18 protein-coding genes are annotated in these 23,583 nt (G+C 67.8%); 11 read left to right on the top strand and 7 right to left on the bottom strand.

Translation table 11 applies throughout. The features are described 5' to 3' along the window. Positions 1-103: 103 nt before the first annotated feature. Positions 104-418 carry a hypothetical protein gene (locus E3O54_RS05020; RefSeq protein ID WP_134401065.1) on the bottom strand — a complete coding sequence of 105 codons (315 nt, stop codon included), beginning with the start codon at positions 416-418 and terminating at the stop codon, positions 104-106. A 112-nt stretch (positions 419-530) separates the two neighbouring features. On the opposite strand from E3O54_RS05020, the gene E3O54_RS05025 reads away from it, so the two are divergent. Then, the gene (locus E3O54_RS05025; protein ID WP_134401066.1) at positions 531-3,374 is read left to right on the top strand and encodes a cation-translocating P-type ATPase; all 2,844 of its coding nucleotides are present in this window, start codon (positions 531-533) and stop codon (positions 3,372-3,374) included. Positions 3,375-3,437: 63 nt separating this feature from the next. Continuing rightward, positions 3,438-3,938, top strand: a complete 501-nt coding sequence (locus tag E3O54_RS05030; protein WP_134401067.1) for a DUF6328 family protein — start codon at positions 3,438-3,440, stop codon at positions 3,936-3,938. A gap of 110 nt (positions 3,939-4,048) precedes the next feature. Here E3O54_RS05030 and E3O54_RS05035 read toward each other — a convergent pair whose 3' ends face one another. Next, positions 4,049-4,714, bottom strand: coding sequence for a thermonuclease family protein (locus E3O54_RS05035; RefSeq protein ID WP_134342838.1), 666 nt, complete (start codon positions 4,712-4,714; stop codon positions 4,049-4,051). Positions 4,715-4,942: 228 nt separating this feature from the next. Continuing rightward, entirely contained in the window at positions 4,943-5,890 is a 948-nt protein-coding gene (locus tag E3O54_RS05040; RefSeq protein ID WP_166785403.1) for a DarT ssDNA thymidine ADP-ribosyltransferase family protein, read from the bottom strand. A 187-nt stretch (positions 5,891-6,077) separates the two neighbouring features. On the opposite strand from E3O54_RS05040, the gene E3O54_RS05045 reads away from it, so the two are divergent. Next, positions 6,078-8,360: an FdhF/YdeP family oxidoreductase gene (locus E3O54_RS05045; protein WP_134401069.1), complete on the top strand. Its 2,283-nt coding sequence runs from the start codon at positions 6,078-6,080 to the stop codon at positions 8,358-8,360. A gap of 138 nt (positions 8,361-8,498) precedes the next feature. Here E3O54_RS05045 and E3O54_RS05050 read toward each other — a convergent pair whose 3' ends face one another. Beyond that, entirely contained in the window at positions 8,499-8,924 is a 426-nt protein-coding gene (locus E3O54_RS05050; RefSeq protein ID WP_241976751.1) for a TIGR00366 family protein, read from the bottom strand. A 678-nt stretch (positions 8,925-9,602) separates the two neighbouring features. Here E3O54_RS05050 and E3O54_RS05055 point away from each other — a divergent pair. After that, complete coding sequence (locus tag E3O54_RS05055; RefSeq protein ID WP_134401071.1) at positions 9,603-10,697, top strand: S-(hydroxymethyl)mycothiol dehydrogenase; 1,095 nt, start codon at positions 9,603-9,605, stop codon at positions 10,695-10,697. Then, a complete protein-coding gene (locus tag E3O54_RS05060; RefSeq protein WP_104099246.1) occupies positions 10,697-11,326 on the top strand; it encodes an MBL fold metallo-hydrolase in 630 nt (209 codons plus the stop codon). The genes E3O54_RS05055 and E3O54_RS05060 overlap by 1 nt, the downstream gene beginning before the upstream one ends. A 496-nt stretch (positions 11,327-11,822) precedes the next feature. On the opposite strand, the gene E3O54_RS05065 is transcribed toward E3O54_RS05060, so the two are convergent. Continuing rightward, a complete protein-coding gene (locus tag E3O54_RS05065) occupies positions 11,823-16,688 on the bottom strand; it encodes an NAD-glutamate dehydrogenase (RefSeq protein ID WP_134401072.1) in 4,866 nt (1,621 codons plus the stop codon). Positions 16,689-16,864: 176 nt separating this feature from the next. Between E3O54_RS05065 and E3O54_RS05070 the strand changes: the two genes are divergently transcribed. The 3 genes from E3O54_RS05070 to E3O54_RS05075 all read left to right on the top strand — a co-directional run bounded on the left by E3O54_RS05070 (position 16,865) and on the right by E3O54_RS05075 (position 18,659). Then, positions 16,865-17,845 carry an NAD(P)H-quinone oxidoreductase gene (locus E3O54_RS05070; RefSeq protein WP_134401073.1) on the top strand — a complete coding sequence of 327 codons (981 nt, stop codon included), beginning with the start codon at positions 16,865-16,867 and terminating at the stop codon, positions 17,843-17,845. A 61-nt stretch (positions 17,846-17,906) separates the two neighbouring features. After that, a complete protein-coding gene (locus tag E3O54_RS17125) occupies positions 17,907-18,035 on the top strand; it encodes a hypothetical protein (RefSeq protein ID WP_255409004.1) in 129 nt (42 codons plus the stop codon). Positions 18,036-18,458: 423 nt separating this feature from the next. Then, positions 18,459-18,659, top strand: coding sequence for a hypothetical protein (locus E3O54_RS05075; RefSeq protein ID WP_134374037.1), 201 nt, complete (start codon positions 18,459-18,461; stop codon positions 18,657-18,659). A gap of 43 nt (positions 18,660-18,702) precedes the next feature. Here the strand turns inward: E3O54_RS05075 and E3O54_RS05080 are convergent, their stop codons facing one another. Next, positions 18,703-19,449, bottom strand: a complete 747-nt coding sequence (locus tag E3O54_RS05080) for an endonuclease/exonuclease/phosphatase family protein (RefSeq protein ID WP_134342834.1) — start codon at positions 19,447-19,449, stop codon at positions 18,703-18,705. Positions 19,450-19,567: 118 nt separating this feature from the next. On the opposite strand from E3O54_RS05080, the gene E3O54_RS05085 reads away from it, so the two are divergent. Next, positions 19,568-20,158: an MOSC domain-containing protein gene (locus E3O54_RS05085; RefSeq protein ID WP_241976752.1), complete on the top strand. Its 591-nt coding sequence runs from the start codon at positions 19,568-19,570 to the stop codon at positions 20,156-20,158. Positions 20,159-20,224: 66 nt separating this feature from the next. After that, positions 20,225-21,025 carry a heliorhodopsin HeR gene (heR, locus tag E3O54_RS05090; RefSeq protein WP_134342833.1) on the top strand — a complete coding sequence of 267 codons (801 nt, stop codon included), beginning with the start codon at positions 20,225-20,227 and terminating at the stop codon, positions 21,023-21,025. 175 nt (positions 21,026-21,200) lie between these two features. On the opposite strand, the gene E3O54_RS05095 is transcribed toward heR, so the two are convergent. Next, positions 21,201-22,034 (bottom strand): alpha/beta fold hydrolase, encoded by an 834-nt coding sequence (locus E3O54_RS05095; RefSeq protein ID WP_166805199.1) that lies wholly within the window; start codon positions 22,032-22,034, stop codon positions 21,201-21,203. Between the two features lie 473 nt (positions 22,035-22,507). Here E3O54_RS05095 and E3O54_RS05100 point away from each other — a divergent pair, with 473 nt between their 5' ends. Then, complete coding sequence (locus tag E3O54_RS05100) at positions 22,508-23,518, top strand: diacylglycerol kinase family protein (RefSeq protein WP_134401075.1); 1,011 nt, start codon at positions 22,508-22,510, stop codon at positions 23,516-23,518. Positions 23,519-23,583 lie beyond the last annotated feature (65 nt).

Consider the following 23,583-nt stretch of genomic DNA (forward strand, 5'->3'; position numbering starts at 1 on the left):
CGCCCTGTTCCCGTGGGGAGACCACCTGGACGCGGATTGGGGATCATCATGACGCGGCGACGTTCACCACTGCGACGGATGCTGGTGGTCCCTCTTCTCCTGATTACGGGTTCGCCCGCTTGCTGGGGAGTGCGATCAGGGTCTGGTCCGGATTGACTTCGACTGGTGGTCGAAGCCAGTAGTCCGTTTCGGTTCGGATGATGCTCCATTGCTGGTTGTGCAGGAGCAGGAGCAGGTGGTGTGGGTGGCAGAGCAGCACTCCGTCGGCGAGGTCAGTGTAGCCGTTGTCGTTCAGCCAGTCGTTGATGTGGTGGGCTTCGCTCCAGGCGGGATCTGTCGCAGTCGACCCAGCGGCATCCGCCGTCGCGAACCCCCATTGGGGAAGGTACGCCGGGACGGACGGGATGCCGAAAGGCACCGACGCAGCACCGACGCAGCGCCGACGCAGCGCCGGCCGCGGCCCGGTTCTACACTGGGTGGAGCCGCGGGCCAGACCGACCCGGCACTCCCGGAAACGAGGAACCCACCCGATGGACGCGTCTGCTCAATCGGAGAAATCAGCTCAATCGGAAATATCGGACCCGATCGACCGTCTCGCAGTCGATCCCGCCGTTACCGATGCCGCCGAGATCGCCGGCCGGCTCGAGACCGACGCCGCCCGGGGCCTCACCGGCTCCGAAGCCGCGCGTCGCCTCGCGGCCGAGGGCCCGAACGAGCTGCGCAGCGTGCGCCCGGTTCCGTTCTGGCGCCGGATCCTGGCCCAGTTCAACGACCCTCTGATCTACCTGCTGCTGGTCGCCACCGCGGTGTCGCTCGGCGCCTGGCTGATCGAAGGGGCACCCGGCCTGCCCGTGGACGCCATCGTGATCGCCGTGATCGTAGTGCTCAACGCCGTGCTCGGCCTGGTGCAGGAGGCGCGCGCCGACAACGCCGTGGCCGCCCTGTCCACCATGACAGCGGCATCCTCGACCGTCATGCGCGACGGCCTGCTCACCACCGTGCCCAGCACCGAGCTGGTGCGCGGCGACCTGCTGGTTCTGGGTGAGGGCGACAGCGTGGGGGCGGATGCCCGCCTCACCGAGGCGAGTTCGCTGCGGATCGCGGAGGCCTCCCTCACCGGCGAAAGCGAGGCCGTCACCAAGAACCCGCGCACCCTTCCCGCCGCGGCCGCCCTCGGCGATCGCCTGAACATGGTCTTCAAGGGCACCGCCGTCAGCCAGGGCGTCGGCCGCTGCATCGTCACCGGAACCGGCATGAACACCGAGGTCGGCGCCATCGCCACGATGCTTGACCGCACCGAGGCGCACCCCACCCCGCTGCAAACCGAGATCGGCCACATCGGCAAGCTGCTCAGCGTCGTCGTGATCGCGATCGCCACGGTCGTGATGCTCACCATCGTGCTCGTGCAGGGCGTGTCCACACCCTCCGACTTCGTGACCGTGTTCCTGCTCGGGGTATCCCTCGCAGTCGCAGCCGTTCCCGAGGGGCTGCCGGCAATCCTGTCGGTGATCCTCTCCATCGGGGTACAACGGATGGCGCGGCAGAACGCCGTTGTCAAGAACCTGAAATCCGTGGAGACCCTGGGCTCCGCATCCGTGATCTGCTGCGATAAGACCGGCACACTGACCCGCAACGAGATGACGATCCAGCAGTTGCTGACCGCCTCCGGCCGGGTAGATGTGACCGGGGTGGGCTACCGCCCCGAGGGCGAACTGCGCCAGGGCGCCGAACCGCTCACAGACCCGGCACTCCGCTTTGAGGCCCAGCTGGTGCTGGGCGTCGGTTCCCTCGCCGGCAACGCCCAGCTGACCGAGCAGGACGGCGAGTGGGAGATCCAGGGTGACCCCACGGAGGCCGCGTTCCTGGTGGCCGCGGCCAAACTCGAGGGCACCACCGGGCACATGGCCCGGTTCGAACGTCGGGGTGAGATGCCCTTCACCTCGGAACGCAAGATGATGTCCACCCTGCACCAGGAGACCGGCGACGACAGCCTGCGCATCTTCAGCAAGGGCGCGCCCGACGTGCTTCTCGAGCGCTGCGCCTACGTGCAAGTCGGCGAGACGGTCGTACCTCTGACCGCCGAGCAGCGGCCACGGATGCTTGCCGACATCCAGGCGCTCTCGGCTCAGGCCTTCCGCACCCTGGGTGTCGCCTACCGAGTCGCCGACGAGAACACGGCGCCGCTCGACGAGGCCGACGAGCAGGGCCTGATCTACGCCGGGGTGGTCGGCATCATCGACCCGCCCCGCGCCGAGGTGACGTCAGCCGTCCAGGAAGCCCACCGGGCGGGCGTGCGTGTGATCATGATCACGGGCGATCACCCCGCCACGGCCGCGCGGATCGCGAGCGACCTGGGGATCGTCGAACCGGGGGCGACGGCGCTGGCGGGAGCAGACCTCGACCACCTCGACGAGCCGGGGCTGCGGGAGGCGGTGCGCGACACATCCGTGTTCGCCCGCGTCTCCCCGCGGCACAAGCTGCGGATCGTCGACGCCCTGCAGGCCAACGGCGACATCGTGGCGATGACCGGCGACGGCGTCAACGACGCCCCGGCCCTGAAGTCCGCCGACATCGGCGTGGCCATGGGCATCACGGGCACCGAGGTGACCAAGGAGGCCGCGAAGATGATCCTGGTCGACGACAACTTCGCCACCATCGTCGCCGCGGTGCGGGCCGGCCGGGTCATCCTCGACAACATCAAGAAGTTCCTGCGGTACCTGCTGTCCTCGAACATGGGCGAGGTGCTCACCGTGTTCCTCGGCGTGCTCCTCGCCGGGGCGCTGGGCCTGACCGGCGCCAGCAGCGAGACCGTGGTGCTGCCCCTGCTGGTCACCCAGATCCTCTGGATCAACCTGATCACCGACTCCGGCCCGGCCCTGGCGATGGGCGTCGACCCGGAGATCGACGACGTGATGGCCCGCCCCCCGCGCGGGATCAACGACCGTATGATCGACCTGCGCATGTGGGTGGGCATCATGTCGACCGGCCTGGTGATGGCGGTGGTCACCCTCGCCACGATCGACCTGTTCCTGCCCGGCGGGCTGCTGCCGGCGCTGGAACCCGGCACGGACGGCCTCACCGTGGCGCGCACCGCGGGGTTCACCACCCTGGTCTTCGCCCAGCTGTTCAACACACTCAACGCGCGCTCCGAGCTGACCACCGCGTTCCACCGGCTGTTCGTGAACCCGTGGCTGTGGGGGGCGATCCTGCTCGCGATCCTGTTGCAGGTGGCCGTGGTCGAACTCCCGCTCCTGCAGACCGCGTTCGGCACCACCTCGATGGACCCTCTGCACTGGGCCGTCTGCGTGGGCATGGCATCCGTCGTGCTGTGGGTCGAGGAACTGCGCAAGTGGATCCTGAGGGTGCGCGCCTGACCTCTCCCGTTCCGTGCTCGACGCGTGCGATCTCGTTTCCGCAAAGCGCATTACGATCGGGGCATGAGCCTGTCAGGACCACCGGAACCCACGGCGACGGAGCCGGTATCCGCGCCCCGCCGCAACGAAACGGATGTCCAGCGCCTCGACCGCAATTGGCTCTCGCTGTTGCAGGAGCTCAGAGTCACCCAGACGGGCACCCAGATCGTGGGTGGTTTTCTGCTCGCCCTCGCCTTCCAACCGCGGTTCACCGAACTCGACCTGTACCAACTGACCGTGTATCTGATTCTTGTCGCCACGGCCACCACCACCACCGTTCTGGCGCTCGGGCCGGTCAGCCTCCACCGGCTGCTCTTCGGGAAGCATGCGATGAAGCAGATCGTGCGGGTCGCCGACGTGCTCGTGCGGGCCACACTGGTCGGTGTCGCCGTGATCCTCGCCGGCACCACCCTGCTGGTCTTCGACGTGGTGCTGGGCCGAACGGCCGGTCAGGTGGCCGGGGCCGCGGTGCTGCTGGTCATCGTGGCGGTCTGGCTGGTCCTGCCGCACCGGGCGAAGCGCTGAGGACGACGCGCGGGGGTCGACTGGCGGCGGACGCCTGGCGGCGGACGCCTGGCGGCGGACGCCTGGCGGCGGACGACGCGCGGGGATATCGGTGGGACGGCTTCGCCGCATCAGCAGGCGCCCCACTGGCCCGCGCCTGCCGTCGTTGCGGCGTCCTCGGCCGTACGCAGCAGCGGGTAGTGCGCGTCGTTCGGCGGGATCATCAGCGACTCGGCGGCGCCGCCGGCGACGAGCTCGTAGTTGACGAATCGCCCGTCCCCGGTCCAGAGATAGAACAGGCTACGGCCGTATCGGTCAGTCGGGTCCTGGTCGGCGGTGACCCAGGTGCGGCTGCCATCGGGGAGGAGCGCCCGCAACTGCTCCGCGGCCTGATCGCCGAAGCATTCGGCGCTGTCCCCCACCTCCGGCGTATCGATTCCGAGCAGTCGTACCTTGACGGCATCCGTCGTCGCCACCAGGGCGTTCGGCTGGTCCGTTCGCAGAAAGAGCGTGTCGCCATCATGCACATGCTCCACGGTCATCGGGACGGCTCCGCTCGGTCGTGCGGGGATGCCGCCGACCGCTGTCTCGACGGTGCCGTCCGCGGCGGTCGCCACCGGGCCGGTGCTCTCGCCGGAGCTCTTGCCGGAACTCTGGCCGGAGCCTTGGCTGGCCGAGCTCAGCATGCTCTCGAACTCGGTCACCAGAAATCCCGACTGCTGGACCCAGGCGAAGCCGAGTACTCCGAGAACGAGAACACCGATCGGCACGCGCGAGCGGCCCTGTCGTCTACCCATTCCCCGAGACTAGGGCAGAGCCAGGCAGGCACACGCCACCCGCCGTGTCTGACGAGTCCGAGGCCCGGGAGCACCTCCGTCCCGAACGAATTCGACGGAGATTTTGCCGGAACCGGCCCCGAAAACTCCGAAAAAGCTGCTTTTCACGAGAATCTCCGTCGAATTGGTTCGACGCCGGACAGGGCAGGCCGGGCACGTGGCGAGAGGGCGCTCCGGACGTCTGACCGGCTAGGGCGCTGCGGTTTCCTCCACGGCGTGGAACCACGGCGGGTACACGACGACCTTGGGCTTGTGCGCCTCGGCGGCGAAAATGCTGCGCACCGCGTCGCGCACCTTGTCGTTGGCGACGCCGACGAGCGTGACCAACTCGAACGGGAACGACTCGGTGACGAGCAGTTCCGCCTCCCGGATCTTCTGCGATTCCTGATCGGCGCGCAGCGAACGCAGCATGCGGTCGGCAGTCTCGGGAGCAGAGCCGAACCTGGTCAGGGCCCCCGCGGCATCCCCGTTGGCCACCGCGACGCTCGCTGCGACGGTTTCCTCAGCGCCGGCCTGGGCGTCGAGGAGCTTCTTGACCGTGCTGACCAGAATGACGAAGTCGTACGTCGGAGAGCGGTGCGCCTCCGGCGACAGGCGCGGGTCGTTGGATTCGGTGAGGAGGCTGTCCCACAGGCGCGCATTGGGCGAGAGGAAGAACGGCACGTAGCAGGCGACGCTCGCGCTGTCGTCTCCGGCGACGAGCGCGGCACGCCGGGCCGCGCGCTGCGGTGCCGACGACAGGTCGACGACCGGCCGGGCGGTCCAGGCGTCGCTCGCGTCGGCAAGCAGGCGCCCGCTGTTCAGGATGCCGGCGAGGTTGCGGATGTGGGTGACGTGGTAGATCCGCTGCTCACCGACGTTGTCGTGGGAGGATTTCGTGCTCCTGACCGGCTTCACGGTGCTGGCGGCCTTGGCGGTGGCCGGCTTCGCGGTAGCGGTCTTCGCGCTCAGGGTGGGATTGGGTCCGCCCAGGGTGACGGTGCGCGGTGACGGCGAACTGCGAAGCGACGGTGCGCGGCCCGTCGACTTGCTCCGGCTGGCGCGGGTGGCCACGCCGGGCACGATTTCGGGAGCGGCCTTCGGGAAGCAGCTGGCGCAGAGGCCGCCCTCGAGTCCATGGATGCATTCGTCGCTCAAGCTAGAAAAACCTTTCGTGTGCGTGGCCCCCACACTCTTCAAGTCCGATGCTTGAAGACCACATATCAACGGTACGGTCATTTCTGACCTCGTGGTGACCGATGGCGGGATCCGTTCGGCGCATTTCGGCCTGAGGGTGAGTCGCACATGCCTTGTCGGCCCCGGCGAAGGGTGCTACTACCGACGTATGAGCAGCGTTGACGATATCGACGAGGACAAGATCGAGGTCGGCAAGCCCAGGGAATGGGCGGCGGGGGTGCCAGGCGTCACCCATGCACTGGGGCCGGCCTTCCGGCAGATGGGTGTGCCGCGCAGCCTGAAGGCACTGACTGCGATGAACCAGCGGGACGGTTTCGACTGCATGAGCTGCGCCTGGCCGGATCCCGATCGGCGCAAGACGTTCGAGTTCTGCGAGAACGGCGCCAAGGCGGTGACCTGGGAGGCAACGCCGATCAGGATCCCGGCCGAATTCTGGGCCGAGAACCCGATCAGCGAGCTGCTCACGAAGTCGGAGTACTGGCTCGGCATGCAAGGCCGCCTCGTGCAGCCGGTGCACAAGCCGGCCGGGTCCGAGCACTACCGGCCGATCACCTGGGACGACGCGTTCAAGCTGATCGGGGACACCCTCCGCGGACTGGACTCGCCCGACCAGGCGACGTTCTATACGAGCGGTCGCACCTCCAACGAGGCGGCCTTCCTCTACCAGCTGTTCGTGCGCGCGCTCGGCACGAACAACCTGCCGGACTGCTCGAACATGTGCCACGAGTCGACCAGCCACGCGATGGCGGAGACCGTCGGGATCGGCAAAAGCACCGTCACCTACGCCGACTTCGCCCGTGCGGACCTGATCATCATCATGGGGCAGAACCCGGGCAGCAACCATCCGCGGATGCTCACGGCGCTGGAAGAGGCGAAGGAGGCGGGCGCCGCCATCGTCGCCGTCAACCCGCTCTTGGAGGCCGGGCTGATGCGCTACAAGAACCCGCAGAAGGTGCGGGGCGTCGTCGGGGCCGGAACCGTGATGGCCGACCAGTACCTGCAGATCCGGCTCGGCGGCGACATGGCCCTCATGCAGGCCCTCTCCCGACGGGTGCTCGACGCCGAGGCCACCCGGCCCGGAACCGTGCTCGACCATGCGTTCCTGCGCGAGAATTGTGTCGGGCTGGAGGAGTTGCGCGAGCACCTCGCCCACCAGGATGACGGTGCGGTCCTGGCGGCCACGGGGTTGCGCGCGGCCGAGATCGACGAGCTGGCCGACCGGTATCTTCGGGCGGACCGGGTCATCATCACCTGGGCGATGGGCATCACCCAGCACAAGAAGGCCGTTCCGACAATCCGAGAGATCATCAATCTGCTCCTACTGCGCGGCAACATCGGCAAGCCCGGCGCGGGGGCGTCCCCGATCCGCGGGCACAGCAATGTGCAGGGCGACCGCACCATGGGCATCTGGGAGAAGATGCCACCGGCGTTCCTGGACGCCCTGGAACGAGAATTCGGGTTCGACCCGCCCCGCGTGGACGGCCTGGACAGCGTCGACTCCATTCGCGCCATGCGCGACGGCCTGGTCACGGTCTGGATCGCCCTGGGCGGCAACCTGGTCGGCGCGATCTCCGACACCGTCGTCGCCGAGGCCGCAATCCAGAAGACGGTGCTGAGCGTGCAGATCTCCACCAAACTGAACCGGTCCCACGCTGTGGTCGGCGACCAGGCGCTCATCCTGCCGACCCTGGGCCGCACCGAGATCGACCTGCAGGCCACCGGCCCGCAGTTCGTGTCGGTTGAGGACACGGTCTCCGCGGTGCACTCGTCCACCGGCCTACTCCCACCGGTGTCGGATCAGCTGCTCTCCGAGGTGGCCATCGTGTCGCGCCTCGCCCGGGCCGCCCTCGACGGCACCGCCTCGATCGACTGGGCCGGTTTCGAGAGCGACTACGACATCATCCGTGACCACATCTCGCACGTCATTCCGGGCTTCGCCGACTTCAACCAACGCATCCACCAGCAGGAAGGTTTCTCCCTGCCCCATGCGCCGCGCGACCTGCGCACCTTCCCGACCCCCAGCGGCAAGGCCCTGCTTACGGTCAACGAACTCGAGCCCCTCGAACGGCCGCCGGGGCGCCTGCTCCTGCAGACGCTGCGCTCGCACGACCAGTTCAACACCACGATCTACAGCCCCAACGACCGCTACCGGGGCATCAAGAACGGCCGCCAGGTCATCTTCGTCAACCCGGAGGATGTCGCGGAGCTGGGTTTGATCAGCGGCATGCTCGTCGATGTGCACAGCGAGTTCAGCGACAACGTCGACCGGGTGCTGCGGCGGTTCCGGCTCGTCGCCTACCCGAGCGCCCGCGGCTGCGCCGCCGCCTACTTCCCCGAGGCCAACGTACTGGTGCCCCTGGATTCCACCGCGGAGGGCAGCAACACCCCCGTCTCCAAGGCGGTGCTGGTGCGGCTGGAACCCTCGCGCTGACCAGATACACACCCCGACCAGAACGAAAGCAGGGCGCCCGATCCGCTGCGGCCCGGCGGCGGAGGGCCGCACGTCGAAATCGAAGATTGCCGTGGGATGTACACGATAGAGCAGGATTTTCGGGCTGGTCGTCGAGGCTCACCTCGAGTCCCGCCGCGAGGCGGATGGCGACGCGAGGCGGATGGCGCCGCCGCGGGGCGCCGACAGGTGCGTGACGCTCACGGTGCGCGCCATCATCACCGCGCGCAGCACGAGCGGCTGCCAGGTGAAGATCGTGGCACCGAAGTCGAGCACGCCGCTGACCTTGAGCAGCTCCAACGGCAGGGAGGCGGCCGTGGCCTGCAGCAGAGCCGCGGACGACGACAGCCCGAGCGCCCACACCGCGCCGAGCCCCCTGAAGGCCGCGGCCCCGAGGACCCGGTAGTCCACGCGCAGGTCGCCCCGGCGGGCGATCGCCCGGGCCAGGAGCCCGGCGAAGACCAGGCTGAGCCCCCAGTTGAGAAACGACACCGACATCGACAGCAGGACCACGAAGCTCACGGCGGTCGCGGCGCTCTTCGGCACTGTCGCCAGCCAGCCGATGATGGTGTGTGCTTGCCTGCACGCAGACCGGGTCCGCAACCCGGCCGACGACCTGCGCCCCGCGCAGGGGTGCAAAACACCGATCAGAGGTGGCGTTCACCGGCATCGGGCCGTCCATTGCGGGGATTTTTCTGTGGGAGGTGTCGGAGCGCGTGCTGCCGCGCTGAGCGCATTCGTTGCCGCGCTAGAAAGTACGCAGAATAGTCAATTTTCCTAGACATCCGAGTCGAGGTCTGCCTACACTCAAAACTCGCGAATGCCTTTCTCTGGGCTGGGGAACTCGTTTTCAGAATCGAAACTGAGCTCCGAATGAACGACGACAACTTGCTTCCCACGCCGGCCTGCGCTTCCTGCTACGACCCGATGGCGTCGGTCGGCGGCGGCTGGTGGTGCGATCACTGCCAGGAGTTCGCGTAACCGGTCGCGTGCTTCCGGCCGGTCGCGTTCTCGGCCGGTCGCGTGGCTCCGCGCGCGGCATCCGCACCCTGAACCCCTAACGAATTCGACGGAGATTTTGCCTCTACGAGCCTGTTTCGGGCCGAAACGGGTTCTCTCTGGCAAAATCTCCGTCGAATTGGTTGGATAGGGCAGGGCAGGGAGGTTGGGTAGTGTGGTTGGGTTCCACCACCGCCTGTCCGGGCACCAACCCAGAGGAGTCCCATGTCGATCACCGTCAAAGGCGTCATCGCTCGATCGAAGGGCGCGCCGGTGGAGCTTGTCGACATCGTCATCCCCGACCCTGCACCCGGTGAGGTCGTCGTCGACATCGAGACCTGCGGCGTCTGCCACACCGACGTGCACTACCGTGAGGGCGGCATCAACGACGAGTTCCCATTCCTGCTCGGCCACGAGGCCGCCGGCCGGGTCAGCGTCGTCGGCGAGGGCGTCACCCACGTCGCCGTGGGCGACTTCGTCGTGCTGAACTGGCGCGCCGTCTGCGGCGACTGCCGCGCCTGCAAGCGCGCCGAGCCCTGGTACTGTTTCAATACTTTCAACGCCACCCAGAAAATGACCCTCACGGACGGCACCGAGCTCAGCCCCGCCCTCGGCATCGGCGCCTTCGCCGAAAAGACTCTTGTGCACGAGAAACAGTGCACCAAGGTCGACCCTGCCGCCGACCCCGCGGTCGTCGGACTGCTCGGCTGCGGCATCATGGCCGGCATCGGGGCCGCCATGAACACGGGCAACGTGACCAGGGGCGACTCGGTCGCCGTGATCGGATGTGGCGGCGTGGGTAACGCGGCGGTCGTCGGGGCCCGGCTCGCCGGGGCATCCGTCATCATCGCGATCGACCGCGACGCGAAGAAGCTCGCGACCGCCCAGACGCTGGGCGCCACCCACACCATCGACTCAGCCGGCCTTGACGAGGACGGCGTGGTCGCGGCCGTGCAGGCACTGACCGGCGGGTTCGGCGCGGATGTCGTGATCGACGCCGTCGGGCGTCCCGAGACCTGGCGGCAGGCGTTCTACGCCCGCGACCTGGCTGGCACCGTCGTGCTGGTGGGCGTGCCGACCCCCGAGATGATGCTGGAGATCCCGCTGCTCGACGTGTTCGGCCGGGGCGGTTCTCTGAAGTCGTCCTGGTACGGCGACTGCCTGCCGGAGCGCGACTTCCCGATGCTGACCGACCTCTACCTGCAGGGCCGCCTGCCGCTGGACGAGTTCGTCAGTGAACGAATCGGAATCGGGCATATCGAGGAGGCATTCGCGAAGATGGCCCGCGGCGACGTGCTGCGCTCCGTGGTCGTGCTCTGATGACGGCGCGGATCGAACACCTCGTCACCTCGGGCAGCTTCAGCCTCGACGGCGGCACCTGGGACGTGGACAACAACGTCTGGATCGTCGGCGACGACGACGAGTGCGTTGTGGTCGACGCGGCCCACGACGTCGACGCCATCCTCGCCGCGGTCGGCGACCGCAAGCTGGTGGGCATCCTCTGCACGCACGCGCACGACGACCACATCGGTGCCGTCGCCGGGGTGCAGGCCGCGCACACCGCGCCGACCTACCTCCACCCCGACGACATGATGCTGTGGGACCGGGTCTACCCGGATGCCCCGCCGAGCCGTCCGCTCGAGAACGGCCAGCGCATCCGGGTGGCCGGTATTGAACTCGAGGTGCTGCACACGCCGGGGCATTCTCCCGGCGCCGTCTGCTTCTATGCGCCCGCGCTCGGCACGGTCTTTAGCGGCGACACCTTGTTCCATGGCGGACCCGGCGCGACCGGCCGGTCGTTCAGCGACTTCCCCACGATCCTCGCCTCGATCAAAGGCAAGCTGCTGATGCTCCCGGCGAGCACCGTCGTGCTCACCGGCCATGGCGAGTCGACGACAATCGGCGCCGAGGCCGGGCACCTGGATGAATGGATCGCCCGCGGCCACTAGAGCGTGACCCCGGAAGACTGCCCCGGAAATCCGTCGAGCGGCGCCGCCGATGTGGTCAGAATCCGTTTTTGGCAGCACGGACTGTGGCTAACTCAGGAGATCCCCGCACGCCGGGGACGCCCACCGCGTGATTCCGCGGCACGTGTGCGGCCAAGAGGCATTGCGTTGTCAGATCTCCTGAGTCAGCCACACTGCGGCGGAGGCTGGTTCGGGACACCGGCTGCCCGCGGGCGACCCTGACCGGGCTCAGGCACCCGTCGGTTCGGGCCATCCCCTGTGGCTAATTCAGGAGATCCCCGTGCCCGGCCGGCACCCGCCTCGTGATTCCGCGGCCGATGCCGGCCCACACTCATCAGGCTCGCCATTCTCCTGAGTTAGCCCCAAACGGCCGGTGGCAGCAGGCAGTAATAGTGGTCAGCAGCGCGGCAGCAGCGCGGCAGCAGCGCGGCAGCAGCGCGGCAGCAGCGCTCAGCGACGGATGTCCGCAGCCGGCAGGTCAGCGGCGCACGATCGAGCGCAGCAGCCGCACTACCACGGACAGGGACGCCATGTCGTCCTGACCGAGGGCGTTGACCTCCTCGAACACGCTGCGAGCCCGTCCTAACTGTTCCGCGTTGAGCGCCTCCCAGGCGAGCAGTCGGGCGTCGGCGTGACCGGCATGTGTTTCCTTCAGCACCGCCCGCGTCATATCGGCGACCGTCGAGTACAGGTCGTCGCGGAGGGCGGCGCGGGCCAGGGCCTGCCAGCGGTCCTTGCGCGGCAGCACGGTGATGCGCTCCAGCAGGTTGTCCACCCCGAACCGGTCGTAGACCGTGTAGTAGACGCCGGCGACGTCGGCCAGAGGCTCATCGACCTGCGCGGAGATCTGCGCCACATCCAGCAGGGCGAAGGCCTCGAAGAGTTCGGCCCACCGGCGACCGAGGTTCTCCGGAACGCCCCACTCCTGGGCGGTCTCCAGCAGGGACTGCACGCGTTTGAGGTCGCCGCCCTTGAGGTAATCCTCCAGGTGGGCGCGCATCAGGTCCATCTGCGGTTTGTACTGGGCCACCACCTCGCCCACCAGTCGCGACGCCCCCTGGTTGACCTGCCAGCGCACGGCCCGGTCGAGCAGGCGACGGATGTCCAGGTGGATCGACGTCCAGTGCTTGGTCGGGAACGACGACGGCAGGGCGTTGACCTCGGCCACGAGCACGTCGATTTCGAAGATCTCCCGCAGCGCGACGAAGGCTTTCGCTACCGTGGCCTGGTTCGCCGAGGTCTCCTCCATAGCCCGGAACGCGAAGGTCACGCCGCCGAGGTTGATCATGTCGTTCGCGACGACGGTGGCGATGATCTCGCGGCGCAGCGGATGCGTGTCGAGCTCGGCATCGAAGCGCTCGGACAGCTGCACCGGAAAGTACCGGCGCAGGGTTCGGCCGAACCAGGGGTCGTCGGGCAGGTCACTGTCCCGCAGCGTGGTCGCCAGATCGATCTTGGCGTAGGCCGCCAGCACGGACAGCTCGGGTGAGGTCAGGCCCTGGCCCGTTTCAAGGCGCTCCCGCAGCGTCGTCGTGGTGGGCAGCGCCTCCAACTCGCGCTTGAGGTCGCCCGAGGCCTCCTGCCAGTCCATCAGCCGTTCGTAGCTGGGGCTCCAGGTGGTCACCTTCGCCCGGTCGTTGAGCAGCAGGATGTTCTGGTCGACATTGTCTTCCAGCACCAGCCGCGCCACCTCGTCGGACATGGAAGCGAGGAACTCCGACCGCTCCGACTCGGCCAGCTTGCCGGCGGCCACCATCCGGTCGACGAAGATCTTGATGTTGACCTCGTGGTCGGAGCAGTCCACCCCGGCGGAATTGTCGATCGCGTCGGTGTTCAGGATCACGCCGGTGAGGGCCGCCTCGATGCGCCCGAGCTGGGTCATCCCGAGGTTGCCGCCCTCACCGACGACCTTGACCCGCAGATCCCGGCCGTCGACCCGGATGGCGTCGTTCGCTTTGTCGCCGACCTGCGCGGCCGTCTCGCTGCTGGCCTTCACATAGGTGCCGATGCCGCCGTTATAGAGCAGGTCGGCCGGGGCGGCCAGGATGGCGCGGAGCAGTTCCGGCGGGCTCAGCCGCACCGTCCCGTCCGGCAGCCCGAGTGCGGTGCGCACCTCGGCGGAGATCGGCACCACCTTGGCCTGGCGCGGGAAGACCCCGCCGCCGGCACTGATCAGGCTGGTGTCGTAGTCCGCCCACGACGACCGTGGCAGGGCGAAGAGGCGCGCTCGTTCCTGGAAGGAGCGCGCGGCATCCGGATTCGGGTCCAGGAAAATGTGCCGGTGGTCGAAGGCCGCCAGCAGACGGATGTGCTCCGAGAGCAGCATGCCGTTGCCGAAGACGTCGCCGGACATGTCGCCCACGCCGACGACCGTGAAGTCCTCGGCCTGCGTATCGACGCCCAGTTCGCTGAAGTGGCGCTTGACCGACTCCCATGCGCCGCGGGCGGTGATGCCCATTGCCTTGTGGTCGTAGCCGATCGAGCCGCCGGAGGCGAAAGCGTCGCCCATCCAGAAACCGTATTCGGCGGCGACGCCGTTGGCGATGTCGGAGAAGGTGGCCGTGCCCTTGTCGGCCGCGACGACCAGGTAGGAATCGTCGTCGTCGTGGCGCACCACCCGGGCGGGCGGCACGAGCCGCTCCCCCTCCGCCGTGGTCACCAGGTTGTCGGTGAGGTCGAGCAGCCCCCGGATGAAGGTCTTGTAGCTCCCGATGCCCTCGGCCATCCAGGCCGCGCGGTCCAGCGCCGGATCGGGCAGCTGCTTGGCGAAGAACCCGCCCTTGGCGCCGGTCGGCACGATCACCGCGTTCTTGACCGTCTGCGCCTTGACCAGGCCGAGCACCTCCGTGCGGAAGTCCTCCCGCCGGTCCGACCAGCGCAGCCCGCCGCGGGCCACCTTGCCGAAGCGGAGGTGTACGCCCTCCACCCGCGGGGAGTACACCCAGATCTCGTACTTCGGCCGCGGGAACGGCAACAGATCGATCGTGGTCGGGTCGAGCTTGATGCTCAGGTAGGGCTTGTCCTGGAAGAAGTTCGTGCGCAGCGACGACTCGATCAGGTTGATCAGGGTGCGCAGCACCCGGTCGGCGTCGAGCGTGGTGACCGCTTCCATGGCCGCCGTCAGCTCATCCTTGACCTGCAGGCTGCGACGGATGCGCTCCGGCTCGGCCAATTCCGGATCGAACCGGGCCTCGAAGAGCGCCACCAGCCCTCGGGTGACGGCCGGATTTGCCAGCAGGGTATCGGCGATGAAGCCGTAGGAGTTGGTGTTTCCGGCCTGGCGCAGGTACTTGGCGTAGCTGCGCAGGATGACGACCCGGTGCCAGGGCATGCCCTCCCGCAGCACCAGTCGGTCGAGGCCGTCCGATTCGATGGCCCCGCTGACGGCGGCGCCGAAGGAGTCGGCCAGGAGTGCGCCGGTCGCGACCGGGTCCACGCCCTCGGGGTAGCTCAAGCCCAGGTCGTAGAGGTAGAACGCGCGGCCGTCGGCGGTCTCGATCTCGAAGGGCACCTCGTCGAGCACCTCGATGCCGAGGTTCTGCAGGAACGGCAGAATCTGGCTCAGGCTCTTGGGCTCCATCATGTAGAGCTTGATCCGGGCATCCTCCGCCGTGACGCCGCGTCCCGCGGTGCTTCCGTCGTCGGCGTCGATGACCGTGTCACCGGCGCCCGTGCCGGTCGGGAGATACACGTTCAGCGCCGGCCGGATCGGCCCGGTCCCGGCGGCCGCCGCCGCGGCGGCGGCCGCGGCGCCGGCCTCGAATCGCCCGATGTCCTGCACGGCCTCCTCGAGCTCGTAATCCACCCGGTAGCTGGCGGGGAACGCCTCCGACCAGAGTTCGGAGAGGCGCTCCGCCTCGTCCAGCGGGTGGCTCTCGCGCAGTTTCTCGCCGATCCCCTCGGGCCAGGACCGCACCGCCATCACCAGCCGGTGCTCCAGCGCGACGGCGTCGACGGCGCCGACCGTGTCGTTCTTCTGCAACCGGATGCGGAAGAACAGCCGGGCCAGCGCGGACTCGGTCATCCGGGCCTCGAAGTCGACGGACTCGGCGTGGAAGGTGTCCCGCAGCTCCTTCTCGATCCGCAGCCGCACGGCCGTGGTGTACCGGTCGCGGGGGAAGTAGACCAGCGCGGTCATGAACCGGCCGTAGACATCCGGGCGGAGGAAAAGCCGGGTGCGCCGCCGCTCCTGCAGACGCTGGATGGCCAGCGTGGTGGTGAACAGGGTGGGCACGTCGATCTGGAACAGCTCGTCGCGGGGGTAGGTTTCCAGGATACCGAGCAGCTCCTTGCCGCTGTGCGACCCTGGCGGGAACCCGGCCTGGTCCATCACGGCGTCGACCTTTTCGCGCAGGATCGGCACGTCCCGCACCGAGCTCGTATACGCCGTGGCGGCGAACAGGCCGATGAAGCGCTGCTCCCCCCGCACGTTGCCGTCCGCATCGAAACTCTTGATCCCGATGTAATCGAAGTACGCCGGGCGATGCACGCTGGAACGCGAGTTCGCCTTGGTGATCACCAGGGCGCTGCGCTCGCGCGCCTTGAGCCGGCCGGCATCCGTCAGGTGCTGAATCTGGTGCCCGTCTTCGGTGGAGCGCAGCAGCCCCAGGCCGCTGCGGTCACGGATGCTCAGCACGTCCTCTCCGTCGACGGTCTCCAGGTCGTACTCCCGGTAGCCGAGGAAGGTGAAGTTGTCGCGGTCGAGCCAGCGCAGCAAGTCCTGCGCCTGCTTGATCTCCTGGATGCCCTCGGCGTGGGCGACGTCGCCGAGCGCGTCGGCGATCTCCACGGCCTTCGTTCGCATGGCCTGCCAGTCCTCGTTGGCGGCGCGAACGTCGCCGAGAACCGTGGCCAGCCCGGCGACCAGAGCAGCCCGCGCCTCGTCGTTGGCGGTTTCGATCTCGATCGCGATCCACGACTCGACCTGGGTGACGGTCTCGTCGACGTCACCGGGCCGGGCGCCGTCGCCGCCGTGCACGCGGGTGACGCCGAGGAGCTCGTTGGTGTTCCGGTCGCGGGTCACGACGAGGAGCGGGTGCACTTCGAGGTGGATGGCCGAGTGCTGGCGCACCAGCTCGGCGGTCACCGAGTCAACCAGGAAAGGCATGTCGTCGGTGACGATGTAGACGATGCTGCGGCCGGCTTCGTTCCGGATCTCGATGTTCGGGGTGCTGGGGGTGCGGCTCTGGGCGACCTGCCAATGGTGGACGGCCCGCTCGCGGAGGGTTCCCCCATCGGAGTTCTGCCGGTCTTCCCCAGCCAGGTGCTCGTAGTAGTCGCCCAGGAAAGCGTCGAGTGTGCTGCCTGCCGGTGATTTCCCGGTGCGGGTGGACTCAGACGTCATTGAAATAAGCCTCCATCAGAAAATCTCCGCGTCATTGCGGATCACGTGCGTACGACCCAAGGCATGCAACAGCCACGCCCCTGTCTACCATCGTAGATTCCGTGGCCGGGTTCCACAGACCGAACCACCGCGCAGTCGTGGATCCGTCGCAAAGTGCACGCGCGTAGGCTGACCCGATGCGCGCGATCATCGTAGACACCCCCGGCGGCCCCGATGCCCTCACCCTCACAACGGTGAGCGACCTGCCCGTCGGGGCCAGCGACATCCGGATTCGGGTCGCCGCGGCCGGCGTGAACCGGGCGGATGTCGCGCAGCGGCTGGGCAGCTACCCGTCGCCGGCCGGGGCGCCGCAGTGGCCCGGGCTGGAGGTGTCCGGAGTCGTCAGTGAAGTCGGCGCCGAGGCAAAACGGTTCGCGGTCGGCGACCGGGTGTGTGCCCTGCTGGCCGGCGGCGGCTACGCCACCGAGGCCGTGGTGCACGAAGACCTGGCCCTGTCCGTGCCCGAATCCGTGGACCTCGTCGAGGCGGCGGGCCTGCCGGAGGCGCTGGCCACCGTGTGGTCGAACGTGTTCCTGAGTGCGGGGCTGGCCGCCGGGGAGACGCTGCTCGTGCACGGCGGCGCCAGCGGCATCGGTACCACCGCGATCCAGCTGGGCGTGCTCGCCGGCGCGCGGGTGGCCGCGACGGCCGGCTCAGCCGAGAAGCTGGCGGTGTGCCGCAGCCTGGGCGCGGAGATCCTGATCAACTATCGCGAGCAGGATTTCCCCACCGAAATGCAGGCCGCCACAGAGGGGCGCGGCGCCGACGTGATCCTCGACATCATCGGTGGCTCCTACGCGGCCCGCAACGTGGCGGCACTGGCGGTCGACGGCCGCATCATGGTGATCGCCAACCAGAGCGGCGAGAACGCCGACTTCAATCCGTTCCATCTGATGCAGAAGCGCGGCCGGTACTGGGGTACCACCCTCCGCTCCCGCCCGTTCGAGGAGAAGGCAGCCATCATGCGGGCCCTCAGGACGGATGTCTGGCCCTGGCTCGAATCCGGCCGCTTCCGCCCGGTGATCGACAGCATTTTCCCGTTCGAGAAGGCCGCCGAGGCGCACCGGCGGCTGGAGGCATCCGTTCACGTGGGCAAGATTCTGCTGGTCGGTGATTGAGCCCTTCGGGACTCGGGACTGAAACATGCGCTGGAAAAACGGTCTGATGGGAGGACAAGTTTTGAACAGCATCAGTCTGTTCGTGCCGATCCTGCCCGGCAAGCTCGACGCCTGGAAGCAGTTCACCAGGGAGTCGAACGCGCGCATGCGCGAGCACACGGAGTCGCGCCGGCGGGCCGGCATCACCTGAGAAACTGGCACACCGAGAGCCAGTGGGTGGCCACGGCTAGTTCCGACACCGAGTGAGGATGCCGCCGTGGATCCAGAGCTGCTCCACGTTGGTCGGCTTCCACTCTGTCGGCGACCTCCGGCGACACGAGGTCGGCCAGCCATCCGTCCCGAACGAATTCGACGGAGATTCTGCCGAAATCTGCCCTAAACCCACTCTGGAAGGCGATTTCACCCAAAATCTCCGTCGAATTGGTTCGACGCCGAACCCGGCGCTCGCCCGTGCTGAACGGCGTCCGCGCGGTGCAGTCAGCTCTGCCAATCCGGGAGCGATGCAACCAACCGATTCGGACTCACTAGTTCTGGGCAGGCGGGGCACGGTGAGCGCCCCGCGGGCCTGCTACCGTAAACGCTGTCGAATCCCCACCCGATTGGAACCACCCTCATGAAGAACTGGTCCTTCACCACCTGCGCCGTCGCCGGGTTCAGTTTCAGTGCCTTCGGGGTGGCCCTGATCATTTTCAACGCCGTGACGGCCAACGCGTTCCTCACCGTCCTGCTCTGGATGGCGGGCGTGGCCCTCCTGATCGGCGGATCCCTGTCGGTGCGTGCCCACCTGCTCTGGACGCGCGGCGACACCCAGTAGACGGGGCCCCGCCCTCGACGCTCAGTAGTCGAGGCCCCGCCCCTTAGATCGCGAATTCGCCGCCCGGAGCGCGCTCGGTCTCGGCGAGGCTGGCCGGCACATTCGTGGCGTTCACCGACTCGTCGCTGTAGGTGGAAGTGACCAGGATGGGCAGGTGGTCGGAGGTGCCGAGGGGCAGCGTCTCGACACTGTCGATGGTCAGCCCGATGGAGGTTGCCAGGTCGAAATGCCCGCGGAAGAACTTGTAGCGCGTGTACGTTCGGGTGTCGCTCAGGGTGAGATCGTAGCCGGACTGGGTGATGTGGTCACCGAGGCGCCCCTTGAAGATCGGGTAGTTGTAGTCGCCCACCATCAGGGTCGGCAGGCCCGGCCCGAGCACGTGCAGTTCTTCGTGCGCGGTGCGGATCTGGTTGCGCCGCAGGGAGTTGAGCGCGGTGAGCGGCGCGGCGTGGAACGAAGCGACGACGATTTCGCGGTGGGCGGCGAGGTCGGTCAGTCGGGTGCCGATCAGGCGCTCATGCGCGGGGGTCAGCACGCGGTCGTGCAGTGACTTCTTGAGCGCGAAGGTCTGGGTGCGCTCGTTGGTGAACCGGTCCATGCGATAGTAGATCGCCAGGCCGAGTCGGTTGCGCACAGTGGAGTCGGCCAGGTGCAGGAGACCGATCTCCTCGGGGAGCTCGAGGGTGTCGCATTCCTGCAGACACAGGACGTCGGGATCGTAGTTCTCGGCCAGGGCGATGAGCTCACCACTGGCGCGATTCTTGCGGAGGTTATAGCTGATGACTTTCACGACTGACCTTTTTCGACTCGACTCGGCTCGCTGAACACCCACCTAGCCTACGTTTGCGACGCAGAAATGCTATATCGGCTGGGTGAATTCTCGGCGGCCCTCATGCGAGACTCGGGGCATGATGCAGGATGCGACGGCCACAGTGACGGCCACAGTGACGGCAACGGTGACGGCCACGGTGGAGTCGGTCAGCCGAGACGAACGGCACGCGTTCAGCAAGCCGACGGTCCCGGACATCCGTTTGATCGCGGGATTCGGGGTGGAGGGCGACGCTCACGCCGGAGCCACGACGCAGCACCGCTACCTGATCGTGAAGGATCCGACCAGGGCGAACCTCACCCAGGTGCACTTCATGCCCGCCGAGCTCTTCGACGAGCTGCGGGGGGCCGGCTTCGAGGTCTCCCCCGGCGAGCTGGGCGAGAATATCACGACCCGCGGGCTGGATCTGTCCGGCCTTCCGCGGGGTGCCCGGCTGCGGCTCGGCACCGACGCGGTCGTGGAGATCACCGGGCTGCGCAACCCGTGCTCACTGATCAACGGGTACCAGAAGGGGCTGATGAAGACGCTGATCGACACGGATGATGCCGGTCAGGTGATCCGCAAGGCGGGGATCATGGGAATCGTCGTCACCGGGGGAAGCGTCGCTCCCGGGGACCCGATTCGGGTGCGGCTGCCGGCCGGGGAACACCTGCCGCTCGGCGTGGTCTGACGCTTGGGTAACGGCAGTCGGCGACCCTGCTAGTCTCGGCCTCACCTGACCTGTGGAGGAGCCCCGATGGCACGCAAGAACTACACCCCCGATCAGAAAATTTCCCGCCTCCGCGTCTACAACATCGTGGCCGGCTCACTGCACCTCGTGCAGGCCCTGGGCTTCGCATACGTGCTCACCCTGCTCAGCACCCAGGTCACCTTTGCCGTCACCGCCGACTATCTGTCTGCTCCTCCCGGCGTGCCGCTGCCGCCCGAGCGGGTGACCCTGTTCGACGTCAACGTGGGCATCGGCGTCGTCTCGTTCCTGGCGCTCTCGGCCTTCTTCCATTTCCTGATCTCGTCGCCGAAATTCTTCCCCCGCTACGCGGCGGGGCTCAAAGCCAACCGAAACTACTTCCGCTGGGTCGAATATTCCCTGAGCTCCTCGATCATGATCTGGCTGATCGCCCAGATCACCGGCATCACCGACATCGCGGCCCTGTTCGCGATCTTCGCCGCCAACGCCGCCATGATCATGTTCGGGGCACTGCAGGAGAAGTACGAGACACCCGGCAACGGCAAGTTCCTGCCCTTCATCTTCGGGTCGATGGTGGGCGTGGTGCCGTGGGTCGTCATCCTGACCTACTTCATCGCCCCCGGCTCGAACACCGAGGCCGCACCGCCGGCTTTCGTCTACGGCATCATTATTTCCCTCTTCCTGTTCTTCAACACGTTCGCCGTCAACCAGGTGCTGCAGTACCGTCAGGTCGGCGGCTGGCGCGACTACCTCCGCGGCGAGCGCGCCTACATCACGCTGAGCCTGGTCGCCAAGACCGCGCTGGCCTGGCAGGTGTTCTCCGGCGCGATCATCCCGGCACTCACCTAGGGCAATCGTTTAGCCGACCAGCTCGGGCCCAAGCTGGTGCCGGGCACGGCAGAAGCACCACCCCCGTGCTTCGAAGCTGGTCCGCAGCGCCACCTCGTAATCGTCCCGGGCGAAGCCAGGGACAGCTGTCGTCTCACCGACGTTCCGGGTCAACAACGACCCCGCCAGGCGACGGCTACAGCGTCGACGGACGAGTGCCCGCAGAGCGCGCACTCGGGGAGTGGGCACCCGTAGCGCGGCCGCCCGCGTCGGAGCCGTCGAGGAACTCGAGGACGTCCGGCAGGAGGCGTGGGTCTGAGATCGCGGCCATGTGCCCCTTGCCGGGGAAGAGGATGAGGCGGGCGTTGGGGATGCGCGCCACCGTCTCGCGGAACAGCTCGGGCGTGTAGAAACCGTCCCGGTCACCACCGATCAGCAGGGTGGGCGCTTCGATCTCGCCGAGCCGGTCGCGCAGGTTGAAGGCGTCTTCGGCGCGAATGGTGGTGATCAGGTCGGGGCTGGCCTTGCCGAACGTGCGGGGTCCGAGCATCCAGCCCATGCCGGCTGCCAGCCGACTCGGGGGCTTGTCGCCGAGGACACTGAACATCTTCCGGCCGGCCTGCCGCGGGCGCCCGGCAAGAACCTCTTCAGCGACCCGACGCTGCACCTTCTTGCCGTTTGGCCCCAGGGTGTAGGCCGCGCAGACCACGACGAGACGCTGCACCACATCGGGATGGTCGGCGGCGAGTTGCAGGGCGATGCTCCCGCCGGTCGACGTGCCGATCACGTCGATGGGCCCCGGAAACTCCAGGCGCAGAGCGTCGGCGTAGTCCCGGGCGATGTCGGCCATGCTGGCGTTCGGGTCGAGGCCCGGGCGCGGGGTCAGCCTGAGCACGCGGTGCCGGGCCGCCACCGGAGCCAGCATCCGGGTCACAAGCATGCGCTCGACGCCGATCGTCGGTTCAAAGTTCTGGGTGAGGCCCGGGATGACCACCAGCGGCGAGCCCGTGCCGAACCTCAAATAGGGCATCCCTCCGAGGAGGGTGCCCGTTCGCCGAGCCATGGTGCGCGCATCGGTGACATTCTGTGTTTGTGTCGCGGGGGGCATTGAATTGACCCTTTCGTTCATTGACGGTTCCGGATGCCGTCAGCCGGCTCCGCGGAGAGCGGTGCGGCAGAGAGCGGTGCGGCAGCGATCGGCCCGGCAGCAACCGGCTCTGGCGTGGCCGGCTGCGCAGAACCGTTGGTGACAGTACCCGCGCCCCGGGACCCCCGAAAGCGTCCCGGCAGAATCGGCCGGGGTTCAGGAGAGTCTTCCCACCCTGAAGCGAACGAGAGGAACGTGATTTTCGAGCGAAGTGGTGCCAGCATAAGGAGTGGGTCTGCACCTGGGAAGGGGCGCCCGACTGCGGGGTCGCGTGACAAATGGGCAGCGGCATCCGTCTAGATGAGTGAGAACCCATTGACGGAAGGCACCAGCTTCCACCATCGAACGGACCCCACATGACGAGCACCGATCTGCACCACGACGACCTAACCGATGACGTGAGCGCACCCCGGCTCGCCGCGGTCGTCTACAACCCCATAAAGGTTGACGTCGACGAGCTCCGGGACGCCGTCGAGGCCCAGCAATCGGCCGCCGGCTGGCCGGAGACGCTGTGGTTCGAGACGTCAGCTGAGGACCCGGGGCAGGGACCGGCCCGGAAGGCGATCGAAGCCGGGGCCACCATGATCATCGTGGCCGGCGGCGACGGCACCGTGCGCGCCGTCGCGGAAGCCGTCCACGGCACGGAGTGCGCACTGGCGCTGCTGCCGTCGGGCACCGGCAACCTGCTCGCCCGCAACCTGCAGCTGCCCCTCGCCGACACCGGGCTGGCCCTGCAAGCCGCGTTCGCCGGCCAGGACAAGGTGATCGACGTGTGCCTGATCGACATCGAGCGGGCCGACCGGTCGGTCGACCGGCACGCCTACCTGGTGATGGCCGGGCTCGGCCTCGATGCCAAGATGCTCGCGAACACCGACGACGACCTCAAGGCGAAGGCCGGCTGGCTGGCCTACGTGAAAGCCATGATCGCCGTCGGCAAGGACGACAGCGATCTCCGGTTCCGGTACCGGCTCAACGCGAAGCCCGAGCAGGCGATGCGCGCGCACACCATCATGGTCGGCAACTGCGGGTCGCTTCCGGCCAGCATCGAGTTGATTCCCGACGCCGCCCTCGACGACGGACTCTTCGACGTGGTCGTACTGAAGCCGGAGGGCTTCGGCGGCTGGCTGCAAATTCTGTCTAAGGTGCTGTGGGAGAACGGCGTGCTCAGCCGAACGGTATTGGGCCGCAAACTGCGCTCCAATGATGTCGACGCGCTCAACTACGCCACCGGCACGAAGCTCGTGCTGCGGCTCAACCGTCCGGAAGAGATCGAACTCGACGGCGACGGGTTCGGCACCGCCGTGGCCTTCAAGACCTGGGTGGATGCCGGTAGCCTCACCCTGCGCGTGCCGAGCGACGCTGCGTAGGCGGCGCGGGGCATCCGTCGCCCCTCTCCCGTTCCACTCTGCTCGACGGGCGGGAGGTGCGCCGC

The organism is Cryobacterium sp. TMT2-4 (assembly GCF_004402575.1).
Lineage (GTDB): Bacteria > Actinomycetota > Actinomycetes > Actinomycetales > Microbacteriaceae > Cryobacterium > Cryobacterium sandaracinum.

Bases quoted from the DNA above. Each gene is read 5' to 3' on its own strand.
- E3O54_RS05085 (WP_241976752.1), top strand. From the start codon at position 19,568: ATGATGCAGGATGCGACGGCCACAGTGACGGCCACAGTGACGGCAACG.
- E3O54_RS05060 (WP_104099246.1), top strand. From the start codon at position 10,697: ATGACGGCGCGGATCGAACACCTCGTCACCTCGGGCAGCTTCAGCCTC.
- E3O54_RS05025 (WP_134401066.1), top strand. From the start codon at position 531: ATGGACGCGTCTGCTCAATCGGAGAAATCAGCTCAATCGGAAATATCG.
- E3O54_RS05045 (WP_134401069.1), top strand. From the start codon at position 6,078: ATGAGCAGCGTTGACGATATCGACGAGGACAAGATCGAGGTCGGCAAG.
- E3O54_RS05075 (WP_134374037.1), top strand. From the start codon at position 18,459: ATGAAGAACTGGTCCTTCACCACCTGCGCCGTCGCCGGGTTCAGTTTC.
- E3O54_RS05095 (WP_166805199.1), bottom strand. From the start codon at position 22,034: ATGCCCTATTTGAGGTTCGGCACGGGCTCGCCGCTGGTGGTCATCCCG.
- E3O54_RS05055 (WP_134401071.1), top strand. From the start codon at position 9,603: ATGTCGATCACCGTCAAAGGCGTCATCGCTCGATCGAAGGGCGCGCCG.
- E3O54_RS05030 (WP_134401067.1), top strand. From the start codon at position 3,438: ATGAGCCTGTCAGGACCACCGGAACCCACGGCGACGGAGCCGGTATCC.
- E3O54_RS05065 (WP_134401072.1), bottom strand. From the start codon at position 16,688: ATGACGTCTGAGTCCACCCGCACCGGGAAATCACCGGCAGGCAGCACA.
- E3O54_RS05100 (WP_134401075.1), top strand. From the start codon at position 22,508: ATGACGAGCACCGATCTGCACCACGACGACCTAACCGATGACGTGAGC.
- E3O54_RS05035 (WP_134342838.1), bottom strand. From the start codon at position 4,714: ATGGGTAGACGACAGGGCCGCTCGCGCGTGCCGATCGGTGTTCTCGTT.
- heR (WP_134342833.1), top strand. From the start codon at position 20,225: ATGGCACGCAAGAACTACACCCCCGATCAGAAAATTTCCCGCCTCCGC.
- E3O54_RS05070 (WP_134401073.1), top strand. From the start codon at position 16,865: ATGCGCGCGATCATCGTAGACACCCCCGGCGGCCCCGATGCCCTCACC.